Origin of the sequence: Mesorhizobium sp. M8A.F.Ca.ET.057.01.1.1, assembly GCF_003952565.1 — a bacterium.
Classification (GTDB): domain Bacteria; phylum Pseudomonadota; class Alphaproteobacteria; order Rhizobiales; family Rhizobiaceae; genus Mesorhizobium.
The window spans coordinates 4,771,022-4,795,694 of the sequence record NZ_CP034454.1; the positions used below are offsets into that span (position 1 = coordinate 4,771,022).

Here is a 24,673-nt window from a genome sequence, read left to right on the forward strand (position 1 = left end):
TCCCATCATCGCGGACAATGGATACCCACGTGCAGATCGAAACCATCAGAGCCTATCACGTCGTGCAGCCCTTCGTGGACGGCCCCTACCGCATGTCCAAGGGACGTGTGGCCGACTGCTTCGACGCCGTGATCCTGTCCATCACCTCCGACAGCGGGTTGACCGGCTGGGGCGAGATGGCGCCGCTCGGCAATTTCTACTCGGCCGCCTTCCCGGCCGGCACAAGGGCCGGCGTGCCGGAGATCGCACCGCACCTCATCGGCCAGGACCCGTGCGGGCTGGCCAGCATCGGCCGGTTGATGGACACCGTCTTCAAGGGCCATCCCTACATCAAATCGGCGTTCGACATGGCCTGCTGGGATCTGGCGGCGCGCGCGGCCGGCGTGCCGCTGGTGACGCTGCTCGGCGGCAAGGAAAGCGACACGGCGGAACTCTACAAGGTCGTCACCCATGGCACGGTCGATCAAATGGCCGCACTTGCCAAGCGCATCGTCAAGGACGGTTTCCACCGGCTGCAGGTCAAGGTCGGCGGCAACGTCCATGACGACATCGAACGCGTCACGGCGGTCGCCGCCTCGGTACCGAAAGGCACGGTCATTTTCTGCGACGCCAATGCCGGCTGGACGCCCTACCAGGCGCGGCAATTCGCTGATGCCACGCGGGAGATCGACTACACGTTCGAGCAGCCCTGTACGACGATCGACGAGAACATGTCGGTGCGCCGCATGCTCGACAAGCCGATGGTGCTCGACGAATCCGTCACCTCGCTCGAGGCGATGCTGGAAATCCATCGCCTCGGCGCGGCCGATGGCCTGACGCTGAAGATTTCGCGGCTCGGCGGCATCACCAAGACCCGGCTGATCCGCGACGTCGCCGTCGATCTCGGCTTCATGATCACGGTCGAGGACACTGGCGGCGCCGAGATCGACACATCGGCCATGGCGCATCTGTCGCTGTCGACGCCGGAGGAACGCCGGCTGCATGCGATCGCCTTCCATGAATGGGTGACGGTGCGCACCGCGTCGAACGCGCCGCCGGTTACCGGCAGCCGCATGGGCATTCCCGACGGGCCGGGCCTCGGCATCGACGTCGTTCCCGACCTACTCGGCAAGCCGTTCTTCGAGGTCGGCCGGTGAAGATCCGCAGCATCAAGGCCACACCGATCAATCTTCGCCTCGAAGCGCCCTATGCCTGGGTGTTCGGCGAACTCGACGGTTTTTCGCCGACCATCGTCGAAGTCGAGACCGAGGACGGTCTTGTCGGGCTGGGCGAAGCGCCGACGCCGGCGGCCGCCGCCATCATCAATGATGTTCTCGCCCAACGGCTGGTCGGCCGCGACGCCTTCGACATTGCCGGTGCCGAGCATGTCAGCCTGCCCTTCTGGACCGGCGTGCAGTCGATCAACGACCGCACCCGCATCATGGCCTTCGGCGCCATCGAGATGGCGCTTTGGGACCTGCGCGGCAAGGCATGGAACCAGCCGCTCTACCAATTGCTTGGCGGCGCCGTGCGCAAGGACATCCCGTTCACCGATTACTTCTCGCTGCGCGGCGATGGGGCTGGTGTAAAGGGCGAAACGACGCCGGAAGCAGTCGCTGACTATTGCGTCGAACTGCACGAGACGCATGGAACGACCTTCTTCGAAGGCAAGTTCTCGACCGACGACCCGAAAGTCTCGCTGAGAATGGTCGAGCTTATCCGCAAGAAGCTCGGCGACGATGCGATGATCCGCATCGATTCCAACCAGGCCTATTCGCTGGCCACCGCCCGGCGGCTGGCGCGACCGCTGGAAGATCTCGGCGTGCGCAACTGGGAGGATCCGGTGGCGACGATCGAGGAGATGCGCGAGCTTCGCCGCCATTGTTCGATCCCGTTCTCGACCCACAATATCGACATTGCGCGCGCCATGGACCTCAAGGTGCCGGATGCTTTCGTCGGCAACCCGACGGCGCATGGCGGCATCGGCCGAATGCTGCGGTTCGTCGGCGCCTGCGAGCACGCGGGCATCGATTTCTGGTGCTATAGCGGCGACAGCGGCATTGGCAGCGCGGCCTACCTGCACCTGTGCGCGGCGCTCGGCTGGATCCGGGAGCCGAACCAGTCGCTGTTTCGCATGCAGCCCATGGACATCACCGAGGAAGGGCCGTTTTCGCCTGCGAACAATACGGTGCGTGTCCCGGAAGGCCCGGGTCTCGGTGTTACATTGTCGCGGAAAAACCTCGCGGCCTGCCATCGCGACTTCGCCGAGAACGGCCCGTGCAACAAATATCACGACCCCGCCAAGCCCGGGACATATCGCCGTTTGCCGCTGAACTAGGAGAACGAGACGGGAAAGGAGACGTATCTCAGGAATAAGAGTCCGCCGCCGCGAACGGATGGCGACGGCGGGACCGAACGGATGGAAGCATTGCCTCAAGAAAATCTGACCCGCGCGCCGCAAGGATCGGATGGACCCGGAAAAACCGCATGTTAAGGTCCCGGTCGACTGACATCGTTGATGGCCGGGACAGGAGAACTCCACGGACTTTCGTCAACTGAAAACGCATTCATCAACCATAAGAAACAGGGGAAAGGGTTAAACCCATGATCAAGAACTATCGCATTCTCGACCTGATCCGGCGCAATCGCTCGCCGCTCGAGAATCACCTGATCGACGGTCTCGTCGACGGCCGCGTCAGCCGCCGCGACTTCATCCGCCATGGCAGCTTGCTCGGCCTGTCGCTGCCGCTCCTTGGAGGCATCACCACGGCCGCCGGCTTTGGCGGCATGCCGTCGCTGGCCCGCGCCCAGGGCGCACCCGGCGCCACCATCCGTGTCGCCAGCAGCGTGCCCGCAGCAGCCATCGATCCGGTCACGATCGCCGACGCCGGCGGCCTCCTGGTCATGCAGCAGGTAGCCGAATTCCTCTGCGTTGACGGCCCCGACCTCGTGCTCAAGCCGGCACTGGCCGAAAGCTGGAAGCCGAACGACAACGGCTCGGTGTGGACCTTCAAACTGCGCAAGGGCGTGAAGTTCCACAGCGGCGGCGAGATGAAGGCCGAGGACGTGGTGGCGAGCATCGACCGCCTCGCCGATCCGGCAAACTCGTCCAACGCGCTGTCGGTGTTCACCGGCATCCTGTCGAAGGGCGCCAGCAAGAAGGTCGACGACTACACAGTGGAATTCCACCTCGACGCGCCGAACGGCAATTTTCCCTACATGCTGTCGTCGGACAATTACAACGCCGTCATCGTCCCGGCGAGCTACAAGGGCGACTACGAAAAAAGCTTCGACGGCACCGGGCCGTTCAAGATCGAGAAATACACGCCGAAGGTCGGCGCCTCCTTCGTCCGCAACGAGGACTATTGGGGCGAGAAGGCGCTGCCGGAACGCACCGAATTCACCTTCTTCACCGATGTGCAGCCGATGATCCTGGCACTGCAGGGCGGGCAGGTCGACATCATCAACCAGATGCCGGTGCTGGCCGGCGTGGCCCTGCTCAATGATCCGAGCGTCGACATCATCAGCCTGAAGTCTTCAGCGCATCAGCAACTGCATCTGCGCTGCGACGACGGCCCGCTGAAGGACGCACGCGTGCGCCGCGCCATCGCGCTCAGCATGGATCGCGACAAATTGGTCGCCGGCCTGATGAAGGGGCGTGCCGTGGCTGGCAACGACAGCCCGTTCGCCGCAGTCTACCCCTCGACCGATACGAGCATACCGCAGCGCAAGCAGGACATCGCGCAGGCCAAGCAGCTCATGGAAGCAGCCGGTGCCGGCAAGGGCTTCAAAGTCACGCTGACCACCGAGCGCTATCTCGAAATCCCCGAATACGCCCAGCTCATCCAGAACTGGGTCAAGGAGATCGGCATCGAGCTCGAACTCAACATCCTCGACCAGGGGCCTATTACGGCGATGCGGTGTTCGGCAAATCGAACTGGCTGGATTCGGTGATGGGCATCACCGACTATGGCCATCGCGGCGTGCCGAATGTCTATCTTGCCGCTCCCCTGAAGAGCGACGGCACCTGGAATGCAGCGCACTTCAAGAACAAGGACTACGACGCGCTGGCGACCAGCTATATCGCGGCACTCGATCTCGAAGCCCAGAAGGCCGACGCCGGCAAGATCCAGAAGCTTCTGCTTGAGGAAACGCCTGTCATCTTCGGCTATTTCTACGACTACCTGACGGCGACGGCGAAGGGCGTGGCCGGCGTGCAGCCGACAGCCATGTCGCAGCTGTTCCTCGATAAGGCGTCGAAGGCGTAAGCGGAAAGGGAAAGCCAGTCCGCTAACAGCCAGCTCCCCCGGGGGAGCTGGCTTTGCAAGGAGTCTTAGCCATTCCCTCCTTCTTTGCGCGGCGTGTGTCGCTGTCGCTGATCACGCTGTTCCTGCTCAGCATCATGGTGTTCCTGGGTGGCCAGGTTCTGCCAGGTAATGTCGGGCGCGCGATCCTCGGCCCGTTCGCCGACCAGCGCGCGGTGGACGCGCTCAATCACACGCTCGGCGTCGATCGCCCGCTGCTTACCCAGTACTGGAACTGGATCTCCAACTTCGTTCAGGGCGACATGGGCACCTCCTACATCTTCCGCTCGCCTGTGGCGCCTTTCGTCATCGATGCGCTCGGCAATTCGATGAAGCTGGCGGCGGTCGCCTTCGTGCTGGTGGTGCCGATCGGCATTCTCGGCGGCGTCATTGCCGCGCTTAACCTCAACCGTCCGCTCGACCGCATCATCAGCCTCGGCGGCCTGTCGGTGACGGTGCTGCCCGAGTTCGTCACCGGCATCATCCTGATCCTGATCTTCGGTGTATGGCTGCGCTGGCTGCCGATCTCGGCCGCGTGGCCCAGGAATGCCGGCTTCTTCATCCAGCTCTATTACCTGATCCTGCCATCGCTGCCGCTATTCCTGGTGCTGTTCGGCTATATCGCGCGCATGGCGCGGTCGGGCATGATCGAGGCGCTCGATTCCGACTATACGCGGACGGCCGTGCTCAAAGGCCTGCCGTGGCGCACGGTGATCTGGCGCCATGTGCTGCGCAATGCGCTGCTGCCGACCATCACCGTCATCGCCACCCAGACCGGTTACCTCATCGGCGGGTTGGTCGTAATCGAAACGCTGTTCCGCTACCAGGGCATCGGCTCGCTGATCTTCACCGCGGCGCGCGGCAAGGATTTTCCGATGCTGGAATCCGGCATCCTTACCATCGGCATCGTCTATGCGGTGGCGACATTGGTCGCCGACTTCCTCTATTCCGTGCTCAATCCGCGCATCCGCCTGGGGTTAGACCAATGAGCGCCGTCCAGACCACCTCCCACGACGACACGCGCAAGCGCGGCCCGCTGGCCGAAGTCCTTTTCTCCCTGCTGCGCTCGCGAACCTTCCTTGTCGGTCTCGCCATCGTGCTGTTCTGGGTTGCCTGCGCACTGTTTGGCGAACGCTTCGCGCCCTACGACCCGCTCGCCGACGACATCATCAACGCGCTGGCGCCGCCTTCGCGCGAACACTGGTTCGGCACCGACCAGATCGGCCGCGATGTGTTCTCGCGCGTCATCGTCGGCTCGCGCGATATCCTGACGGTCGCGCCGCTGGCGACCTTGCTGGCGACGGTCGCGGGTACCGCGCTCGGCCTGCTCACCGGCTATTTCCGAGGCATCGTCGACGATGTCGTCAGCCGCATCCTGGAAGCCTTCATGGCGATCCCCGTGGTGATCGTGGCACTGCTGGCCATCGTCGCGCTCGGCACCTCCAAGACCACCGTCATCGTCGTCATCGGCCTGAGCTTCGCGCCGATCATCGCACGCACCGTGCGCTCGGCGGTGCTGGCCGAGCGCGAACTCGACTATGTCGCGGCAGCACAGCTCAGGCATGAGAGCGCGCTGCATACGATGTTCGTCGAGATCCTGCCCAACGTCATCCCGCCGATCCTGGTCGAGACCACGGTACGACTGGGCTATGCCATCTTCGCCGTCGCCACACTCTCCTTCATGGGCTTTGGCATCCAGCCGCCGTCACCCGACTGGGGCCTCTCGATCTCCAGCAATTACGGCATGATCGGCGGCGGCTTCTGGTGGACGGTGCTGTTCGACGCGCTGGCCATCGCCTCGCTGGTGATCGGCGTCAACCTGGCTGCCGACGGTGTCCATGGGGCCTTCAATGACTGAACCCGCCGTGGCAAAAAACGCGCTCGAACTCAGAGACCTGTCGGTTGCCTACCGGGTCGCCGGCCGCAATCGCGCGGTGCTGCGCAATCTCAGCCTCACCATCGGCCAGGGCGAGGCCTATGGGCTGGTCGGAGAATCCGGCTGCGGCAAGTCGACGGTGGCGCTCACCGTAGTGCGCTACCTCCCGCGCAACGGCTCGATATCGGGCGGCGCCATCTCGCTCGACGGCCAGGATGTCATGAAGCTCGACGCCGAGGCGCTGCGGCGCGCACGGGCCGAAAGCGTCTCCATGGTCTATCAGGATCCGGGCAAGGCGCTGAACCCGTCGATCCGCATCGGCCGGCAACTGACCGAGATTTTCGAGCTTGGCGGCATAACCGGCCAGGCGGCCAGCGATCGCGCCATCGCCATGCTGAATCGGGTGCGCATCTCCGATCCGCCAAGCGTCATGCAGCGCTATCCGCACCAGCTGTCGGGTGGCATGCAGCAGCGCGTGGCGATCGCCATGGCGCTGGCCAACGATCCCTCGATGCTGATCCTCGACGAGCCGACCACCGGGCTGGATGCAACTGTCGAAGCGGAAGTGCTCGACCTCATCGCGCAGCTCAGGCAGGAGCTGTCGGCCTCGATCCTGTTCATCAGCCACAACCTCGCCGTCGTCTCCAACATGTGCGACCGGGTCGGCGTGCTCTACGCCGGCATGCTGGTGGAGGAAGGGCCGACGGAGGTCGTCTTCAACGACCCGCGCCACCCCTATACGGTTGCGCTGCTGCGCTGCCTGCCGCGCGGCGGCCAGCGTAAGGACCAGGGCCGGCTCGACACCATCCCCGGTTTCCTGCCCGGCATCGGCGCCGTCATCAAGGGTTGCGCCTTCGCCGACCGCTGCGCGCTCGCCGACGACCGCTGCCGCAGCGAACTGCCGCCGCTCTATGAGTTGAGCGACGAGCGCGGAACCCGGCTGTCGCGCTGCTTCCATCACGACAAGGCGCAGGCCCTGCCCCGCGCGACGCCCGCCGACGTGGCGACGGCACCGAAGCCGGCGGCGGCGCCAGTGCTGCGGGTCGCCGGGCTGAACAAGACCTATGCCAGCCATGGCTATCCGCTGCGCGCGGTCAAGGACGTGTCGCTCGATCTCAGGCCCGGCGAGACGCTCGGCCTGGTCGGCGAATCCGGCTCGGGCAAGACCACCTTCGCCAGGCTGCTGCTCGGGCTCGTGCCGCCAGACGCCGGCGGCACGATCGAGCTCGAGGGCAAGGCGCTGGCGCCGAAGCTGGAGAACCGCGACGACGACCAGGTCAAGGCCATGCAGATCGTCTTCCAGAACCCGGATTCGGCGCTCAACCGCTCGCATTCGATCCGCCATCTCATTGGCCGGGCGCTGAAGCGGCTGGCGGGGCTCAGGGGTGCCGCCCTCGAGGCGCGCCTCAACGATCTCGTCCGCTCGGTGCGGCTCACCGACCGGCATCTGGCCGTCAAGCCGCGCCAGCTCTCCGGCGGGCTGAAGCAGCGCGTCGCCATTGCGCGTGCCTTCGCCGGCGATCCGCGCATCGTCGTCTGCGACGAGCCGACTTCGGCACTCGATGTCTCCGTCCAGGCGGCGATCCTCAATCTGCTGGCCGATCTGCAATCCAAGGAGGACGTCAGCTACATCTTCATTTCGCACGACCTTGGCGTGGTGCGTTACCTCTCCGACAAGATCGCCGTGCTCTATCTCGGACGCATCATGGAACTCGGCCCATCCGAGGACGTCTTCTCCGGGCCGCATCATCCCTATACCGAGGCGCTGCTCTCGGCGGTTCCCAAGCTCGACCAGACCGAGACGGCGCGCATTCGTCTCGACGGTGAAATCCCCAGTGCCACCAACCCGCCCTCGGGCTGCGTCTTCCACACGCGCTGTCCGCGCAAGATCGGCCCCATCTGTGAACAGCAGGAGCCGCCATTGGCCGAGGCGCAACCAGGACACTCGATCCGCTGCCACATCCCCTATGCGGAACTGAGGCGGCTGCAAAAGGCAGCGGTGGCCGAACCGGCATAGCGAGACATCGCATGGGGCATTTGCCTGGCCGGTCACACCTGGCTGGCGATGCCCAGGGAACGGTCACCTTCCGAAAACCCCTGACCTTCCGTCCAATCCCTGGCCAGCGTGCGCAACCCGGTCAACGCGACGTCGACCGTGTCGGACGAGGCGGGATTGCTGGGATAGGCGAGATAGATCGGCCGTTGAAATATCGGCGTGTTGTCGATGCGTCGCATTTCGCCGCGCTCGATATAGCCGCTGACGGCGCTGAGTGGCAGATAGGCAGCGGCGTGCTGCGACAGGACATGCTGGAGCCCGATGAAGACCAGCCCTGCCGAGATAGCCGGTTTGACCATGCCGGCGAACGCCCGGTCATGCTCGATGCGGAATTCGAGACCCCAGTCCATCAGGATGTAGTTCTCCGTCCACGGCTGCGTCTGGGCGGCATGCTGGACGAGCACCACCTGGTCCACAACGAGCGTCTCGTAGACGATGCCGGGATGCGGTCGCGGCAGATAGAGGACGCAGATGTCGAGCAGGCCTTCGGCCAACTGGTCGATTGCCTGGTCGGGAAAGCTTCCTTCCAGCCGTAGCGCCACATTCGGCCTTCTGGCGCGCATCCACTCGACCCATGGCGAGGTGATGCGCTCCCAGAGATAGGCTGGCGCGGTGAAGCGCAACAGCGTCTCGTAGCCATCGGGAACGGCGATATCCTGCCTGGATTGCTCCCAGGTGCGAGTGATGGACGAGGCATGCGGCAGGAACTGCCGGCCGGCTGGCGTCAACGTGACGCCGTCGCGGTCACGGACAAAGAGCCGGCGCCCCAACTGCTCCTCAAGCCCCTTATCCGCGCACTGACGGTGGATTGCGCGAGATTGAGCCGGTTGGCGGCGACAGTGAAGCTGCCATGTTCGGCGACTTCGAGGAAGCTGCGCAGGTTTTCGGTATCCATGCCATCACTCCTCCATCGAAAATTTCGATGGACCCTATCAAAAAATATCGCTTTCCGGTCGCGGTCAACAATGCCCTAAATGGCCGATCTCCCAAGGGCAAGCGAGGAATGCAGCCATGCCAAGGCATTTCATGACGATTGACGCCGCCCGCAAAACCCTGACCGCAATCGAAAATTCCGCTGTCGACGAATTGCTGGCCGGCAGGCTCGACCGGCGCGATTTCCTGCGCCATGGCAGCGTGCTTGGCCTGTCGCTGCCGTTGCTTGGCGGCATTCTGGGAGCGGCAGGTTTTGGCACGCAAAAGGCCCGCGCCGAGGGCAAGCCGGGCGGCACGGTCCGCGCCGGTGTGGCGACGCCGGGCGGCGCCATCGATCCCGTAACCTTCTATGACAGCGGCAGCTACCAGCTGGTTTTCCAGACCGCCGAATTCCTCTGCATCACCCAGCCTGATCTAACCCTGAAACCGGTTCTGGCGGAAAGCTGGTCGCCCAACGAAGACGGCAGCGTGTGGACCTTCAAGCTGCGCGAGGGCGTGAAATTCCACAATGGCGAGGACTTCAATGCCGAGGACGTGGTGGCGACGTTCGATCGGCTAGCCGATCCCAATGGCGCCTCCAACGCGCTGTCGGTGTTCAAGGGCCTGCTGTCGAAGGGCGGAACCCAGAAGGTCGACGACCACACCGTCGCCTTCCATCTCGACGCGCCGAACGGCAGTTTTCCCTACTCGGTGTCGATCGACAACTACAACGCCGTCATCCTGCCAGCGAGCTACAAGGGCGATTACGAAAAGACCTTTGAAGGCACCGGGCCGTTCCGGATGGAGAGCTACACACCCAAGGTCGGCGCGACCTTCGTGCGCAACCCCGACTATTGGGGCGAGAAGGCGCTGCCCGACCGGCTGGAATTCAAGTTCTATGGCGACGTGCAGCCGCGCATCCTGGCGCTGCAGGCCGGCGAGGTCGATATTCTCGACGCCGTGCCGCTCGATGTCAGCCAGGTGGTGCTGAACAGTCCCGACATCACGGTGCTGCGCGTCGCCTCGACCGCGCACCGCCAGCTCCACATGCGCTGCGACACCGGCCCTTTCACCGACAAGCGCGTGCGCCAGGCGCTTGCGCTCAGCATCGATCGGTCCAAGCTGGTCGACGGCTTGTGCCGCGGCATGGCGGCCACTGGCAATGACAGCCCGTTCGCGCCAGCCTTCCCCGCCACCGACAAGTCGGTGCCGCAGCGCGTGCAGGACATCGCCAAGGCCAAGCAGCTCATGGAAGCGGCGGGCCTTGCCGGCGGCTTCGACATCACGCTGACGACGCTGCGCTATTCCGACATTCCAGCCTATGCGCAACTGTTCCAGAATTTCGCCAAGGAGATCGGCGCCCGCATTTCGCTCAACATCGAAGATCAGGACAAATATTACGGCAAGGCGGTGTTTGGCCAGTCGGACTGGCTGGACAGCCCGTTGGGGATCACCGACTACGCGCACCGCAGCGTGCCGAATGTCTTTTTGAAGAGCCCGCTGGTCAGCGACGGCCCGTGGAACGCCGCGCATTTCAAGAGCCCTGCCTATGACGGCATGGTCGCCAGCTATCTCAAGGCGCTCGACATCGGCACGCAGCGCGCGGCGGCATCCGATATCCAGAAACTGCTGCTCGACGAGACGCCTGTGATCTTCAGCTACTTCCCGGACCTTCTGGTGCCGGTGCGCAAGAATGTCAGCGGCCTGCCGCCGATCGCCGCCGGGCTGCTGCTCGATCGTGTGTCGCTGGGGTAGAGGCCGCTGGGATCATGCGCGAACAGGCAGAGCCAGATCGGACCACTCCGTGTTTCGGGCGGTGAGGCTATCCGGCAGCAGGGCCGCGACGAACGATGGGAGGCCATCGTTCCAGCGGTTCGACACCGGCAACGCCCGCCGCCCGGAAGCCCTCGCCGGCCATCGGCCCGGCCTCATATAGCACTAGCCATGCGCCCTCGTCCGGCGACGACAGACAAGAAACGGGAGACTACCATTCGCAAGCCTCATCTGCGCGGTCGCGGACCGCATTTCCCCGTGCTCGACACTATCGTGCAGTACGATTTCGAGCCCGGCTATGTCGCCTTCACCATGCCGTCGCTGAAGCGGCTGCGGGTCCAGGTCGGTTCGATGACCGTTGCCGACACCACCAGGGCACTGGTTTTGTACGAATCCGACCATCTGCCGGTCTACTATTTCCCGATCGAGGACGTGCGCGAGGAATTCCTGCTGCCCTCGAAGACGACGACGGAAGACCCATACAAGGGCGTCGCCACGCACTATTCGCTCAATACAGGCATCACCCTGGTCGAGGATGGCGCATGGCGCTATCTCGATCCCGTCAAGGGTTGCCCGCCGATTTCAGGCTACATGTCGTTCGTGTGGAGCAAGATGGGCCACTGGTTCGAGGAGGACGAGGAGATCTTCGTCCACGCCCGCGATCCGTTCCGCCGCGTCGACTGCCTGCCCTCTTCGCGGCGTGTACAGGTCATCCTCGATGGCGAGCAGGTCGCCGATTCACGGCGCGGCGTGTTCCTGTTCGAGACCGGGCATCCAGTGCGCCATTATCTGCCGATCTCCGACACGCGGCTCGATATGTTCGCGCCCAGCCGCTACATTTCGCGCTGCCCCTACAAGGGCATCTCCAACTACTATCACGTGACGACAGCCAAGAAGCGCCACGAGAACCTGGTCTGGTATTATCCAGACCCGGTCCATGAAGCAGAACGCATCAAGGGGCTGGTGTGCTTCCACCACGAGCTGGTCGACAAGATCCTGGTCGACGGCGTCGAAATCCCGAAAGAGGCCACGGCCGCGTCCGACGGATATTTCTAGGTACGCCCGCGCAGCGCGCTGAAGACTTGATCGAAACATGGGTCAGCGCATACCCTCCCTGATCAGGGAGGCTGTCGATGGATCTCTTCAAACTGGACGGCGATGTCGCACTGGTCACCGGTGCCGGCAGCGGCATCGGCCAGGCAATCGCGATTGGGCTGGCTGAAGCCGGCGCCGATGTCGCCTGTTTTGGCCATGCATCAAAGGGCGGGCTGGACGAAACCGCCCACCGGATCACCGCACTCGGGCGCAAGGCGCTGGTGCTGACCGGCACGGTGACGTCGGAGAGCGACCTGGCCAAGGCCATCGATCGCATCGAAGCCGACCTCGGTACGTTGACCGTCGCTGTCAACAATGCCGGCATTGCCGGATCGGAACCGGCCGAGACGCTGCCGCTGGACAAATGGCGGAAGGTGCACGAAGTCAATGTCGCCGGCGTGTTCCTGTCCTGCCAGGCCGAAGCGCGCAAGATGCTGCCGCGCGGCAAGGGCTCGATCATCAACATCGCCTCGATGTCGGGCACCATCGTCAACCGGGGGCTGACGCAGGCGCACTACAATTCCTCGAAGGCCGCCGTCATCCATATGTCGAAGAGCCTCGCCATGGAATGGGCCGATCGCGGGTTGCGCGTCAATGTCGTCAGCCCGGGCTACACGCTGACGCCGATGAACAAGCGGCCGGAGGTTGCGGAAGAGGTGAAGATCTTCAAACGCGACACACCGCTGGGGCGCATGGCGGCACCGGAGGAAATGGTCGGACCGACAGTGTTCCTGGCCAGCCGTGCCTCAAGCTTCGTCACCGGCCTCGACCTGATCGTCGATGGCGGCTACGTCTGCTGGTAGGCGGACATCCGGCCGCGATTGCGGCACTTCGCCTCCAGTCTGAAATTCGCAGCCGGCCCGGCGTTAGTCGTTGCGCCGCATGAACGTTGGTATATATAATTTCATGCTATGAAACAGCACCGGCGGGATGGCGCTTGCCGGCCAACAGCCGAGATCATGACCTTGATGGCTCGCACCTTGCAGGGCGCCGCAGGACTGGCAATTGATCCGCGGATCGCTATCGCGGCGATCTATCGGCCATGAGACTGGCCGCCCCGGCAGCATCCGTCATCATCGAAATCGAGCATCGCCGTGCCGGCCTTTGCCCCGCTGGCGACAACAGCCTTGCGCAACAGCCAGCCTTTCCAACACAATCAAGAAAAGGCGCAAGAAGGGAACGACCAATAAACGTCACAGCTTGAAGGAGAACCAAGCAATGCCAATTCGCAGTGTGATTTCGAAATTCTCAATGGGAGCTTTTGCACTTGCCGCGGCAAGTGTCATGACGCCGGCTGCGCAGGCAGCGGCACCGGAGTCCAACGACCCGATCAAGATTGCCTTGTTCGACTGGACCAGCGTCAACCTCAACGCCAAGATCCTCGGTGGCATCCTGGAAAAGCTCGGCTATACCGTCGAATATCCGACCGCCGACTATCTCTCCAGCCTGACCACCGGCCTCACCAATGGCGACATCGATGTCGGCCTGGAGTTCTGGGACACCACCGCCGGAGAAGCCATGAAGGCCTCGGACGCCACTGGCCAGACCGAACGGCTCGGCAAGCTCGGCCCGAAAGCCAAGGAAGAGTGGTGGTTTCCCGAATACATGAAGGAGAAGTGCCCGACCTTGCCGGACTGGCACGCACTGCTCGACGCCACCTGCGCGGCATCGTTCTCGACCGCCGAGACGGCGCCGAAAGGGCGCTATCTTGGTGGCCCGGTAACCTGGGAAGGTTTTGACGACGAACGTGTCGCGGCGCTGAAACTGCCCTTCACCGTGATCCATGCCGGCACCGATGCGGCGATGTTCGCCGAACTCGATTCCGCCTATCAGCGCAAGGCGCCGATCATGCTGTGGATCTACTCGCCACATTGGGCGCCTGCAAAATACAAGGGCGAATGGGTGCAATTCCCCGAATACACGCCCGAGTGCTACAACGACCCGAAATGGGGCGTGAACCCGGACGCCAAATACGACTGCGGCAAGCCGCATGGCGAGATCTGGAAATACTCCTGGAACGGCATGAAGGACAAATGGCCGGTCGCCTACAAGGTGGCCAAAGCCTACACGATCGACACCGACGAGTTGAACAAGATGAGCGGCGAGATCGATCTCGACGGCAAAACGCCGGAGGATGTCGCCGCCGCCTGGATCGCCGCCCACGAAGCCGACTGGAAAGCCTGGGCGCAGTGATCGCTCCGACTGGAAAAGGGAGACCCGGCTGGTGCCAGCCGGGTCTCAATTCCTGGTGTTCCAGAAGGACGGCTGAATGACGAAAGCTATCGAACAGGCATCGAGCGCGACGGGGAAAGATCTCCGGCCGATAAAACTTGCCTGCCGCAATGTCTGGAAACTGTTTGGGACGAACGCCGCCAATTTCATCCGCGAGCGCCACGGCAAGGCCAGCGCAGCCGATATAGCCGGAGCGGGGCTGGTCGGCGCGGTGCGCGCCGTCGACCTCGAAATCCGCCAGGGCGAGATCTTCATCATCATGGGCCTGTCAGGGTCCGGCAAGTCGACGCTGGTGCGCTGCATGTCGCGGCTGGTCGAACCGACACATGGCAAGGTCGAATTCGAAGGCAAGGACTTGCTCAAGATTTCCGATGCCGCGCTGATCGAACTCCGGCGCCACCGCATGGGCATGGTGTTCCAGAATTTTGCGCTGCTGCCGCATCTCAATGTGCTCGACAACATCGCCTTCCCGCTCAGCATCCAGGGACAGGATCGTTCGACACGCGAGGCGCGCGCCCGGGAAGTCATCGAACTCGTCGGCCTGCGCGGGCGCGAGCATTTCTATCCGCGCGAATTGTCGGGCGGCCAGCAGCAGCGTGTCGGCATCGCCCGCAGTCTCGCCACCAAGCCGGAAATCTGGTTTCTCGACGAGCCGTTCTCGGCGCTCGATCCATTGATCCGCCGCGAGATGCAGGATGAGCTGATGCGGCTGCAGACCATGCTGCACAAGACCATCGTCTTCATCACCCATGATTTCGACGAGGCGATAAGGCTCGCCGACCGCATCGCCATCATGAAGGACGGCGAAGTCATACAGATCGGCACGCCGGAGCAACTGGTGGTCAATCCGGCGACCGACTACGTCGCCGAGTTCACCCGCGACGTCGACCGCGCCAAGGTGATTTCGGCACGCAGCCTGATGCGTCCTTGCGATGGCGCCGAACATGGCGGCATGGTGGCGCCGGAGGCCAAGATCGCCAGCTTCTCGGCCAGCATCGTTGCCGCCGGCAAACCGTTCACTGTGGTCAATGGCACCGGCAAGCCGATTGGCGAAGTGACGCCGCAAGCGGTGATCGATCTTCTGGCCGGCATCGAGCGAGCCGGCGCATGACGGTAACGGCAAGCACCAGCCAGGCGAGGCCGCCGATTCAACGGTGGCTGGTTATCTGGGTGCTCGCGCTTGCCGCCGTGCTGGTGGTGTTCCTGCTGCGGGACAGGCTGCCATGGGCTGTCGACTATCCGGCGAGCGCCGTCGTGCCCGTCGCCGACTGGGTCAGCGCGCTGATGGCATGGGTCAAGTCGAACCTGTCCTGGCTGACCCGCTCGGTCACCGCCGTGCTCGGCGTGCCTCTCGACTTCGCGCTCAATCTCTTGGCCAAGAATTTCAAGATCGGCCACGGCGCCGAAGCTTTCGTGCTGCCGCGTCTGTCCTGGGTTGGCGTCTGTGGAGCAGCGTTCCTTGCCGGCTATGCGGCCGGCGGCAGAAAACTTGGCATGCTGGTTGGCGGCTGTTTCCTCTACATCGCGCTGTTCGGCCAATGGACCAGCGCCATGCTGACGCTGGCGCTGATTTCGATCGCGGTGCCGTTCTGCATACTCACCGGGCTATTCGCCGGCATCTGGGCGTGGCGCAAGCCGTGGGCGGAGAGGCTTATCGTCTCCCCTGCCCTCGACCTCATGCAGACGATCCCGACCTTTGCCTACCTGATCCCGATGCTGCTCCTGTTCGGCAACAGCCCGGTCTCGGCGATGATCGCCACCGCCATCTTCGCTACGCCGCCGATGGTGCGGGCAACCATGCTCGGCCTCACGCGGGTGCCCTTGGAGATCGGCGAGTTCAGCGACATGGCTGGCTGCACGGCGCGGCAGAAATTGTGGCGCGTGCTGCTGCCCTCGGCGCGGCCGACGCTGATGATCGGCGTCAACCAAGTGATCATGCTGGCGCTCAACATGGTGATCATCGCCTCGATGATCGGCGCCGGCGGGCTAGGCTACGACGTGCTGCTCGCCCTGCGCGCGCTGAAGGTCGGCGAGGCCATGGAAGCCGGGCTCGCCATCGTCGCGCTCGCCATCGCGCTCGACCGGCTGAGCCAGTCCATCGCCCACAAGCAGGCAACAGGCAATGTCCACCGATCCGCGAGCCCGCGTTTCTGGCGGCGCTACCCCAATCTGACGCTGGCCATTGCGATTCTTGCCGTCACCACGCTGCTCGGCCTGTTCGTGCCGGCTTTCGCGGCCGTGCCGAAGGCGATCACCTTCACCACCGCGCCATTGTGGAAAGCGGCGGTGAACTGGGTGACGATCAACTTCTTCGACTATATCGAGGCCTTCCGCGTCGCGCTGATCCTTAACGTGCTCAACCCGCTGCGCGCCTTTTGCGAAGGCTTTCCGTGGCTCGGCGCGGTGTTGCTGCTCGGCCTTGCCGGCTACCAGCTCTCGGGCATGCGGCTGGCCGCACTTGTCGCGGCACTCACCGCCTTCTGCGCCATCACAGGCCTTTGGGAAAAGACCATGGCGACGGTCTATCTCTGCGGCATCTCGGCCTTCATAGCCTGCCTGATCGGCATTCCGATCGGGCTTGCGGCGGCGCGAAGCGACCGCTTCGAGAGGATCGTCACGCCCGTCATCGACACGTTGCAGGTGTTGCCGTCGTTCTGCTTCATCATTCCGGTGGTGATGCTGTTCCGTGTCGGCGATGTCACCGCGATGATTGCCACGGTCGCCTTCGCCGTGGTGCCGGCAATCCGCTACACCAATCACGGCATCAGGCAGGTGCCGCCGGCGCTGATCGAGGCGGCGAAGGTTTCGGGCTGCACGCCACGCCAGACCTTCTTTCGGGTGCAACTGCCGCTGGCGCTTCCGGAGATCATGCTGGGTGTGAACCAGACCATCCTGATGGCGCTGGCTATGATCATCATCTGCGCCATGGTCGGCACGCGCGACCTCGGCCAGGAAGTGTTCATCGCGCTGTCGAAGGCCGATTCTGGCCGCGGCATCGTCGCGGGCCTGGCCATCGCCTTCATCGGCATCGTCGCCGACCGGCTGTTCAATGCCTGGACGGCGAAGGCGCGGGCAAGATTGGGATAGTCCGGAAGGTGCGCCGCGACTACTCCGCCGCGACGCCTTTCACTTCGAGATAGCTCTCCATCGAATCGTCCAGCGCCTGCAGCCAGGGCGTGTGGTGCAGCGGCGCCATGGTGCCCGTCATCAGCGAGCGATAGGAATGGTCGCGGAAGCTCATAATGTCTTCCGCCTTGTGATGCTCCCACTCCATGAAGGTCTGGTTGACCGCCTCGACGTCGAAGCCGGGATAGTCGGTCTGGTCCATCAATTCCTTGGTGTAGTCGCCCTGGAACCAGATCATCTGCTCGGCGTCCTCAAGCGTCTCCTCGCGGGCGCGCCATTTGGCGCCATGCGCCGCCATCGCCTCGGCCGAGGGCAGCTTGATGCGGCCCATGATGACGTCGCGGGCGAACCAGGCCTGCGCGTCGAACATGTTGAAGGTGTAGAACTGGTCCTGCATGCCTATATAGGAAAGCTTCGGGTTCTTCTCCCAGACGACACCTTCATAGAGGTCGAGCGGCCACATGCGGTTGGCGGTCTTGAGCTTGAGGTCGTCGGTGAGGAACGGGAAGGAATGCAAATAGCCGGTGCACAGAATGATGGCGTCGACGTCCTTGGTGGTGCCGTCCTTGAAGTGGGCTGTCTTGCCGACGACCTTCTGGAGCAGCGGAACCTCCTTCCAATTCTCAGGCCATTTGAAGCCCATCGGCTTGGAGCGATAGCTGGAGGTGATGGATTTGGCGCCGTATTTGTAGCATTGGGAGCCGATATCCTCGGCCGAATAGGAACGGCCGATGATCAATATGTCCTTGCCCTTGAACTCCATCGCGTCGCGGAAATCGTGGCTGTGCAGGATGCGGCCGTTGAAGGTCGAGAAGCCCTCGAAATAGGGCACGTTGGGCACGGAGAAGTGCCCTGAGGCGACGACGACATTGTCGAACTCCTCTGAGTAAGTCACGTCGTAGGTGCGGTCATGCGCGGTGACGGTGAATTTCTTCGTCTCGTCGGAAAAGGTCACCATGCGCACCGGGCTGTTGAAGCGCACCCATTTGCGCAGGCCCGACTTCTCGACGCGGCCCTTGATGTAGTCCCACAGCACGGCGCGTGGCGGGTAGGAGCCGATCGGCCGGCCGAAATGCTCCTCGAACGTGTAGTCGGCGAATTCCAGGCATTCCTTCGGCCCGTTCGACCAGAGGTAGCGGTACATCGAGCCGTGCACGGGATCGCCATGTTCGTCGAGCCCGGTGCGCCAGGTGTAGTTCCACAGGCCGCCCCAGTCGGACTGCTTTTCGAAGCAGACGATCTCGGGAATCTCGGCGCCCTTGTCGGCAGCCGACTTGAAGGCCCTGAGCTGAGCCAGACCGGACGGTCCGGCCCCGATGACGGCAACGCGAGTTTTCATTCCAGGGCCTCCTCTTTTTTGATTTCCCCAGCGAAACAAATTTCACTGACAGGACAGTAATTGGCCCTTCCGTGCTGTCAACACCGATCTGCGGAAACGGCATTTGCGCACAACGGATTCCTGCCGAAAAACCCGCGACGGCCGCACTCAAAGGACCGGCGCATGCGCCACAAGACGGCTTGCCGTTGCGGTTGCGCTGCTGTATCGCCACCTGACATGTTCACCTTGAGTGAAATAAATCCGCGAAGTCCGGGGGGCGACATGGCGAAAGACAGTTCCAAGGCTGGGCCGGCAGGCACCAAACCAAAGCCGCAGCCAAAGGTCTCGGCGGACGGCAAGACCATCCGCGCGCCGCTGACGCAGAATCCGCACGCCATCCGCGATACCCGCGAAAAGGTGCTGGAGGTCGCGATTGGCCGCGAGGTGCGGGCCTTCCGCAAGAAACTCGGCATCACCGTCGCCGATCTCGCTGTCGCCACCGACATTTCGCTGGGCATGCTGTCCAAGATCGAGAATGGCATCACCTCGCCGTCGCTGACCACGCTGCAGGCGCTGTCGCGGGCGCTCGGCGTTCCCGTCACTGCCTTCTTCCGCCGTTTCGAGGAAGAACGCAGCGCTGTCTTCGTCAAGGCCGGCCAAGGCCTTGACGTCGAACGCCGCGGCACGCGTGCCGGCCACCAGTACAATCTCCTTGGCCATATCGGTTCCAACACCAGCGGTGTCGTGGTCGAACCCTATCTGATCACGCTGACCGAGGATTCCGACGTGTTCCCGACCTTCCAGCACGAGGGAATGGAGTTCCTCTACATGCTCGAGGGCGAGGTCGTTTACCGGCACGGCAGCAACCTCTATCCGATGAAGCCCGGCGACAGCCTGTTCTTCGACGCCGACGCGCCGCATGGACCCGAAGAACTCACGCGCCTGCCGATGCGGTATCTCTCGATCATCTGCTATCCGCAAAATAGTGCTGGTTGAGGTGTGGCCAATCTCCCCCACGAGGGGGAGATTGGCAGCTTCGCCAGCAGCCTCAATCCGGCCCAAATCCCGCTGATGTCGGGCTGCCGTCGTCGAGCTTCGACAGCCACTCGACCAGCGTCGACCGATAGCGGGTCAGGCCCTTGTAGGTGGCGAGTTCCTCCGGCAGGTCGCGGATGACACGATGCAGGCGCCGCGCCCATTTCGGCTGCGTCACCAGTTCGTCCATCTTGATCAGGTAGCAGCGGATCGGGAAGACGATGCCGTTGGAGCGCGGCAGCCGCCAGAAGCTCTGCAATTCGACCCGCAGATGCACCTTGTCCCCTACATTTTCGGGCGTCACCGTTGCCCGGTCCGGGCCCCATTTGTGGTAGTTTTCGGGGCTGGTATCGAGGCGCGGATTGATGGTCATCGTCCAGTTCAGGCGCCTGGCCGGCTTGCCCTGCTGGATGTTGGTGAGGAATTTCAGCGCCCTGACGAAAATCCCCTTCTCATGCGCGAGCGGCACCGGCGCGTGCCACTCGAAGAAATTCATGCCGATGTCGAAATCGAGCGACCAGTCGGCCTGGGTGGTGACCATGCCGGCATCCATCCACAGATTGCCGTCGCGCTGGTCGAGGATGCAGAAATCGCCCTGGCTCTGGCGGGTGATGTATTCCATCGGCCCGTAAGGCAACGTCGAGGTGTCGCCGAAAGTGAAGGTGTCATCGATGCCGAGCGGCCGGTTGATCCAGCGCCAGCGATCGCCGTCGCGCTTCAGCGTAAAATGCTCGGGGTAACCCAGCGCCTGCTGTTCCATCAGAAGCTCGAGCAGGTCCCAGCCGGCGAGCGTCATGTGCGGCAGCGACTGGCAGCGCAGCGGATCCTCGGCCAGCACCAGCGCACGGTCCTGCATCTCGGCGACATAGTGCTCGTCGACGTCGATCAGGTTTTCCAGCACCGAGCCCTTCGGGCCGACGACATGCGGCTCGATATTGACCGCATACATGTAGCTGTCTTCGTGGAACGGGAACGGAAACCGTCTGATGTGCTCAGGGCTGTTCCTGAAGGTGAAGTCGTCGCGGAACGTTTCCTTGCGAAAGGTGATGCCCAAGCTCGCCTCCTATCTTTCCAAGACCAGCGACCTGCCTTCGAAGCGCGACACGCACGGCATGATCTTCCTGCCGGAACGGTGCTCTTCCTCGCTTAGCCAATGGTCGTTGTGGATGAACTTGCCGTCGCACGAGATGACGTTGGTCTCGCATTGGCCGCAGACGCCGCCACGGCAGAGATAGGGTGGATCGACGCCGGCCGCCTCGATGGCTTCGAGCAGGCTCTGTTGCGAGCCGACGCGGATGGTCTTGCCGCTGACGGCGAGCGTCACGTCGAATGGCAGGCCGGGCTGGGGCGCCGCGAAATGCTCGTAGTGCACGGTCTCCGGCGGCCAGCCGAGCGCGGCGGCGCGGTCGCGCACCCAGTTGATCATGCCGGCAGGGCCGCAGACATAGAGATGCGTGCCGAGCGGTTGCGAGGACAACAGCCGATCGAGATCGATACGCTCCTCAAGGTCATCGTGATAGAGCCGGACCCGACGGCCGTAGCGTTCCCTGAGCACGTCCGCATAGGTACCAAGCGAGGCGGTGCGGCAGGTGTAGTGCAGTTCGAAATTGCCGCCTTCGCCAGCCAGTTGCGCGGTTTGCGCCATGAACGGCGTGATGCCGATTCCGCCGGCCAGCATCAGGTGTTTTTTCGCCCTGAGATCAAGCGAGAACAGGTTGACCGGATAGCTCACCACCATCTCCAGTCCAGGCTTGACTGACCGGTGCATGAACAGCGAGCCGCCGCGCCCGACATCGTCGCGACGCACCGAGATGGTGTATTCGCTGGTGTCGAGCGGCGAGCCCATCAGCGAATAGGGATTGAGCCTTGTGCGCTCGCCGTCGCGCATCTCGACCACGACATGGGCGCCGCCGGAAAAGGTCGGCAACAACCCGCCGTCACGCCGGCGGAAATGGAAGCGGGTGACCAGGTCATTGACCGGGACAACGTCGCTGACCACGACATCGAGCTTGGTGGTGCCGGTGCTCATCGGAAGATCTCCTCCATCGGAGGAATTTCACTGCGGTCTTCGGCATTGATGCAGACGCCCTGGAACGCCGCCAGGCGCCGGGAATAGTGATCGCGTACCAGGAGAAGCAGGCCACAATGCGAGCAGGTCGCCGGCTGCGTCGTCACGTTTTCGGTGATGCCCTTGCAGTGGACGCACTGCATGCGCCGCGCCAGCGAGCCGCGATGCTCGGTCTGCATGGAGGTGTGGTCGATGCCGGCTTCGAGCGCCACCTGCATGGCCTGGCCGATCAGCCCTTCGGTGCCGGCGAGATAGAGGCGCAGACCCATATGCGCGTTGGTCAAGGTCTGCTTCAGACGCGGCAGCAGGCTGGCGAAGGACGGAGCGATATGCAGTTGCGCCGGCTTCAAGGCTTCGAGAGCGGCAACGTTTTTGCCGTCAGGACCGGCAATGAACACGATTTCGGCGCCGTCGAAGAATCCGGCCTGAGCCCTGGCGGCCATGTCTGTTATCGCGAGCGCGCCTTCCGCATCCGCCACGAAAAGGTGATGCTTGCCGGGCTGCGGGGACAGGATCCCGTAAATGGGCCGGCTGATGATGGTTTTGGCTGCCATTCTGTCTTTGTGCCTCGAAACCCCTCGCTGTCGATTATGCCTCAGCCTTTCGCCGTGCGCTTGGTCTTCTTGGGATCGTCGAATGGCAAGGGCTGCGCAGTCGACTTGATCGATCCGCTCTTGTTGCGGATTTCAAGCTTGGTGTCCTTGACCGCGCAGTCGACGTCGAGCCGGGCGATGCCCATCGATTTCTCGACCAGCGGCGAATACATCGCGCAGGTCACCACTCCGACCTTTTTACCGTCGCGATAGACCGGCGCGCCTTCATCGGCTGGCTCCTTGCCGTCGAGCAGGACGCCGTAGATCTTGAAGCGCTCCTTGCCTTTCAGGCGATAGTGCTCCTCGGCACCACGGAAACCGGTCTTGCCGGGGCTGACGGTGAAGTCGAGGCCCAGTTCCCACAGCGTGTCGCCGGGGCCTTCGTTCTCGAACGGGTATTTCTGCGAATTGTCGTAGGGGTAGAACAGCAGGTAGCTCTCGACACGCAGCATGTCGAGCGTGGTGAATCGGCATGGAATGATGCCGGCCCCCTTGCCCTCTTCGAGGATCCTGTCCCAGATCGTGCCGGCATCCTGGCCGCGGCAGAAGATCTCGTAGCCGCGTTCGCCGGTGTAACCTGTGCGCGAGATCATGACAGGAAAGCCGAAGAGCTGCGTCTGCATGTGATGGAAGTAGTTGAGGTCGCGAATGCCCGGCACGTGCTTGGCCAGATAGTCGACCGCCGTCGGCCCCTGCAGCGACAGATCGTGCAGATTGTCGTCAAAGCGCAGCGACACGTCCCGGCCCATCGCCGCCCGCTGCAGTTCCTCGTGGCCGGTGCCCGAGCCGTGCACCACCATCCAGGAATTCGGCCCCGTACGGTACAGGATACAGTCGTCGGTGAATTTTCCCGCTTCGTTCAGCATGCAGGCGTAAGCCGACTTGCCGGGATAGATTTTTTCCACGTCACGCGTTGTGGCGAGGTCGATCAGGTGCGAGGCGTGCGGCCCTGTGATGTGAACCTTCTTCAGGCCGGATACATCCATAAGTCCGGCCTTGGTGCGGATGGCGACATATTCCTCATCGGCATCCTTGTCGTAGGTCCAGGCGGTGCCCATTCCGCTCCAGTCTTCGAGCTTCGACCCCAGAGCGCGATGGCGATCCGCCAGGGTTGAAAATCTCCAGGATGCCGTCATCCGCTCGTCCTCCGTTCGAAAATCCTGCTGTTCCCTGCTCCTTTGCCCGAGGCCGGAGCTTTGGATGGAATATTGACCGCAAACGCGGGGAGCCTGCAATCCCCTTGAAGCAAATAATTTCATTGTCAGGCAAAATTGTTCACTCGAAGCGAGCGGTTAACTCCGCGTAAATTCGTCTTGACAAGTCAGGGATTCGAGCGGAACTTATGAAAAAAATTTCACTCTCTTGAAAGAGAGCGGCGGGCGGTGGATTCGGAACCGGGCGTCGGCAAAGAAGGGGAAAACCGATGTCAGACCTGCAGCAGCGCATCGAGGCGCTGTATCGCTCCGACTTGCGCGGATCCGCGCTTCTGATCCTCTGCCTATGGGCGACGATCCTCTTCGTCCTCTTCATGACATGGCCCTACATCCCGCACGGCGGCATCAAGGCCGTGGTGGCGATTGCCGCCGCCGCGGTGCTGATCTTCAACACCGCGGCCATCCTGGCGATGGTCAAACACTACAAGGAAGACAAGGAGTTCATCTACGGGCTCGACATCAAGAACGCCGACGCGTTCCGCAACCGCAAATCCTGAGGGGAAAAGCATGTCCCGTTACACGCCTCCGGAGCAGAGCAAAGCCGGGCAGGTCTTCGATATCGCCGTTGTCGTGGTCGCCATTTTCGTGGCGCTGTGGCTGCCGTTGAAACTCGGCCTTGCCGGGGCGGCGAAATCCATCGACGCGCTCGACGCCAAGACCTGGGAAGCACTTGGCCAGAATCCGACCATGGCCTCGATCTGGGAAAAGCTCGGCTACACGCCGGAAACCGCGCATGACATCATCCAGAACCGGTTCCACTACATCATCGACTGGCCGACCCTGATTATCATGGCGGTCGTGCTGATCGGCTATTTCGTCTTCCTGTTCCGGGCATCCGACCGCGAATATCGCGATGTCATCAACGAAAAGTTCGACGACAAATAAAGTTTGGCGACGAAGAATTTGGGGACACTATCATGTGGGTGGCACTCTCTTATGCATGCTGGGGCATCTCGATCGTTCTGGCGCTCTGGATGCTTTACGACTGGTTCCAGGTCGACACGACCTATGGTGAAGACGTGCTTACGTCCTCACGCGAAGGCGAACTTGAAGCCGTTTCCGAAAAACACCGGATCTGAGTGGGGATTGAGC

General features: G+C 62.9%; 20 protein-coding genes and 2 pseudogenes. 16 read left to right on the forward strand and 6 right to left on the reverse strand.

From position 1 onward, the window contains the following. Positions 1-29 precede the first annotated feature (29 nt). The 6 genes and pseudogenes from EJ077_RS22825 (at position 30) to EJ077_RS22850 (ending at position 8,176) form a co-directional block, all read left to right on the forward strand. Entirely contained in the window at positions 30-1,136 is a 1,107-nt protein-coding gene (locus tag EJ077_RS22825; protein WP_208696466.1) for a mandelate racemase/muconate lactonizing enzyme family protein, read from the forward strand. Further along, positions 1,133-2,317, forward strand: coding sequence for a mandelate racemase/muconate lactonizing enzyme family protein (locus tag EJ077_RS22830; RefSeq protein WP_208696468.1), 1,185 nt, complete (start codon positions 1,133-1,135; stop codon positions 2,315-2,317). The genes EJ077_RS22825 and EJ077_RS22830 overlap by 4 nt, the downstream gene beginning before the upstream one ends. A gap of 266 nt (positions 2,318-2,583) precedes the next feature. Continuing rightward, positions 2,584-4,247 (forward strand): annotated as a pseudogene (locus tag EJ077_RS22835) (ABC transporter substrate-binding protein). A 134-nt stretch (positions 4,248-4,381) separates the two neighbouring features. Next, positions 4,382-5,272 carry an ABC transporter permease gene (locus EJ077_RS22840; protein ID WP_245458798.1) on the forward strand — a complete coding sequence of 297 codons (891 nt, stop codon included), beginning with the start codon at positions 4,382-4,384 and terminating at the stop codon, positions 5,270-5,272. Then, entirely contained in the window at positions 5,269-6,141 is an 873-nt protein-coding gene (locus tag EJ077_RS22845) for an ABC transporter permease (protein ID WP_208696470.1), read from the forward strand. The genes EJ077_RS22840 and EJ077_RS22845 overlap by 4 nt, the downstream gene beginning before the upstream one ends. After that, positions 6,134-8,176, forward strand: a complete 2,043-nt coding sequence (locus EJ077_RS22850; protein ID WP_208696473.1) for an ABC transporter ATP-binding protein — start codon at positions 6,134-6,136, stop codon at positions 8,174-8,176. Before EJ077_RS22845 ends, EJ077_RS22850 begins: the two co-directional genes overlap by 8 nt. A gap of 32 nt (positions 8,177-8,208) precedes the next feature. On the opposite strand, the pseudogene EJ077_RS22855 reads toward EJ077_RS22850, so the two are convergent. Beyond that, positions 8,209-9,110, reverse strand: a pseudogene (locus EJ077_RS22855) (LysR family transcriptional regulator). 116 nt (positions 9,111-9,226) lie between these two features. Between EJ077_RS22855 and EJ077_RS22865 the strand changes: the two are divergent. The 6 genes from EJ077_RS22865 (at position 9,227) to EJ077_RS22890 (ending at position 17,314) form a co-directional block, all read left to right on the forward strand. Then, positions 9,227-10,882: an ABC transporter substrate-binding protein gene (locus tag EJ077_RS22865; protein ID WP_208696475.1), complete on the forward strand. Its 1,656-nt coding sequence runs from the start codon at positions 9,227-9,229 to the stop codon at positions 10,880-10,882. Between the two features lie 276 nt (positions 10,883-11,158). Then, a complete protein-coding gene (locus tag EJ077_RS22870; RefSeq protein WP_245458510.1) occupies positions 11,159-11,956 on the forward strand; it encodes a DUF427 domain-containing protein in 798 nt (265 codons plus the stop codon). Between the two features lie 77 nt (positions 11,957-12,033). Next, a complete protein-coding gene (locus EJ077_RS22875; protein ID WP_208696480.1) occupies positions 12,034-12,798 on the forward strand; it encodes an SDR family oxidoreductase in 765 nt (254 codons plus the stop codon). Positions 12,799-13,213: 415 nt separating this feature from the next. Then, positions 13,214-14,188: an ABC transporter substrate-binding protein gene (locus tag EJ077_RS22880; protein WP_208696482.1), complete on the forward strand. Its 975-nt coding sequence runs from the start codon at positions 13,214-13,216 to the stop codon at positions 14,186-14,188. A gap of 76 nt (positions 14,189-14,264) precedes the next feature. Next, positions 14,265-15,338 (forward strand): quaternary amine ABC transporter ATP-binding protein, encoded by a 1,074-nt coding sequence (locus tag EJ077_RS22885; RefSeq protein WP_208696484.1) that lies wholly within the window; start codon positions 14,265-14,267, stop codon positions 15,336-15,338. After that, positions 15,335-17,314 carry an ABC transporter permease gene (locus EJ077_RS22890; protein ID WP_208696487.1) on the forward strand — a complete coding sequence of 660 codons (1,980 nt, stop codon included), beginning with the start codon at positions 15,335-15,337 and terminating at the stop codon, positions 17,312-17,314. Before EJ077_RS22885 ends, EJ077_RS22890 begins: the two co-directional genes overlap by 4 nt. Before the next feature lie 19 nt (positions 17,315-17,333). Here EJ077_RS22890 and EJ077_RS22895 read toward each other — a convergent pair whose 3' ends face one another. Then, complete coding sequence (locus EJ077_RS22895; RefSeq protein WP_208696489.1) at positions 17,334-18,692, reverse strand: NAD(P)-binding domain-containing protein; 1,359 nt, start codon at positions 18,690-18,692, stop codon at positions 17,334-17,336. A gap of 261 nt (positions 18,693-18,953) precedes the next feature. Here EJ077_RS22895 and EJ077_RS22900 point away from each other — a divergent pair, with 261 nt between their 5' ends. After that, on the forward strand, positions 18,954-19,667 hold the full coding sequence (locus EJ077_RS22900; protein WP_208696491.1) for a helix-turn-helix domain-containing protein: 714 nt from the start codon (positions 18,954-18,956) through the stop codon (positions 19,665-19,667). 52 nt (positions 19,668-19,719) lie between these two features. On the opposite strand, the gene EJ077_RS22905 is transcribed toward EJ077_RS22900, so the two are convergent. Genes EJ077_RS22905 through EJ077_RS22920 form a run of 4 tightly spaced genes read right to left on the reverse strand, consistent with a single transcriptional unit; the run spans position 19,720 to position 23,503 of the window. Beyond that, positions 19,720-20,760, reverse strand: coding sequence for a heme-dependent oxidative N-demethylase family protein (locus EJ077_RS22905; protein ID WP_208696493.1), 1,041 nt, complete (start codon positions 20,758-20,760; stop codon positions 19,720-19,722). Between the two features lie 9 nt (positions 20,761-20,769). Next, the gene (locus tag EJ077_RS22910) at positions 20,770-21,735 is read right to left on the reverse strand and encodes a PDR/VanB family oxidoreductase (RefSeq protein WP_208696495.1); all 966 of its coding nucleotides are present in this window, start codon (positions 21,733-21,735) and stop codon (positions 20,770-20,772) included. Further along, the gene (locus EJ077_RS22915; RefSeq protein ID WP_208696497.1) at positions 21,732-22,328 is read right to left on the reverse strand and encodes a dimethylamine monooxygenase subunit DmmA family protein; all 597 of its coding nucleotides are present in this window, start codon (positions 22,326-22,328) and stop codon (positions 21,732-21,734) included. The genes EJ077_RS22910 and EJ077_RS22915 overlap by 4 nt, the downstream gene beginning before the upstream one ends. A gap of 41 nt (positions 22,329-22,369) precedes the next feature. Beyond that, complete coding sequence (locus tag EJ077_RS22920) at positions 22,370-23,503, reverse strand: aminomethyltransferase family protein (RefSeq protein WP_208696499.1); 1,134 nt, start codon at positions 23,501-23,503, stop codon at positions 22,370-22,372. Between the two features lie 287 nt (positions 23,504-23,790). On the opposite strand from EJ077_RS22920, the gene EJ077_RS22925 reads away from it, so the two are divergent. The 3 genes from EJ077_RS22925 to EJ077_RS22935 are packed head-to-tail and all read left to right on the forward strand — an operon-like array spanning position 23,791 to position 24,660. Continuing rightward, positions 23,791-24,078, forward strand: a complete 288-nt coding sequence (locus EJ077_RS22925) for a hypothetical protein (RefSeq protein WP_208696501.1) — start codon at positions 23,791-23,793, stop codon at positions 24,076-24,078. Positions 24,079-24,088: 10 nt separating this feature from the next. Continuing rightward, complete coding sequence (locus EJ077_RS22930) at positions 24,089-24,466, forward strand: hypothetical protein (RefSeq protein ID WP_208696504.1); 378 nt, start codon at positions 24,089-24,091, stop codon at positions 24,464-24,466. A 32-nt stretch (positions 24,467-24,498) separates the two neighbouring features. Next, a complete protein-coding gene (locus EJ077_RS22935; protein WP_208696506.1) occupies positions 24,499-24,660 on the forward strand; it encodes a hypothetical protein in 162 nt (53 codons plus the stop codon). The last annotated feature ends 13 nt before the right edge of the window (positions 24,661-24,673 follow it).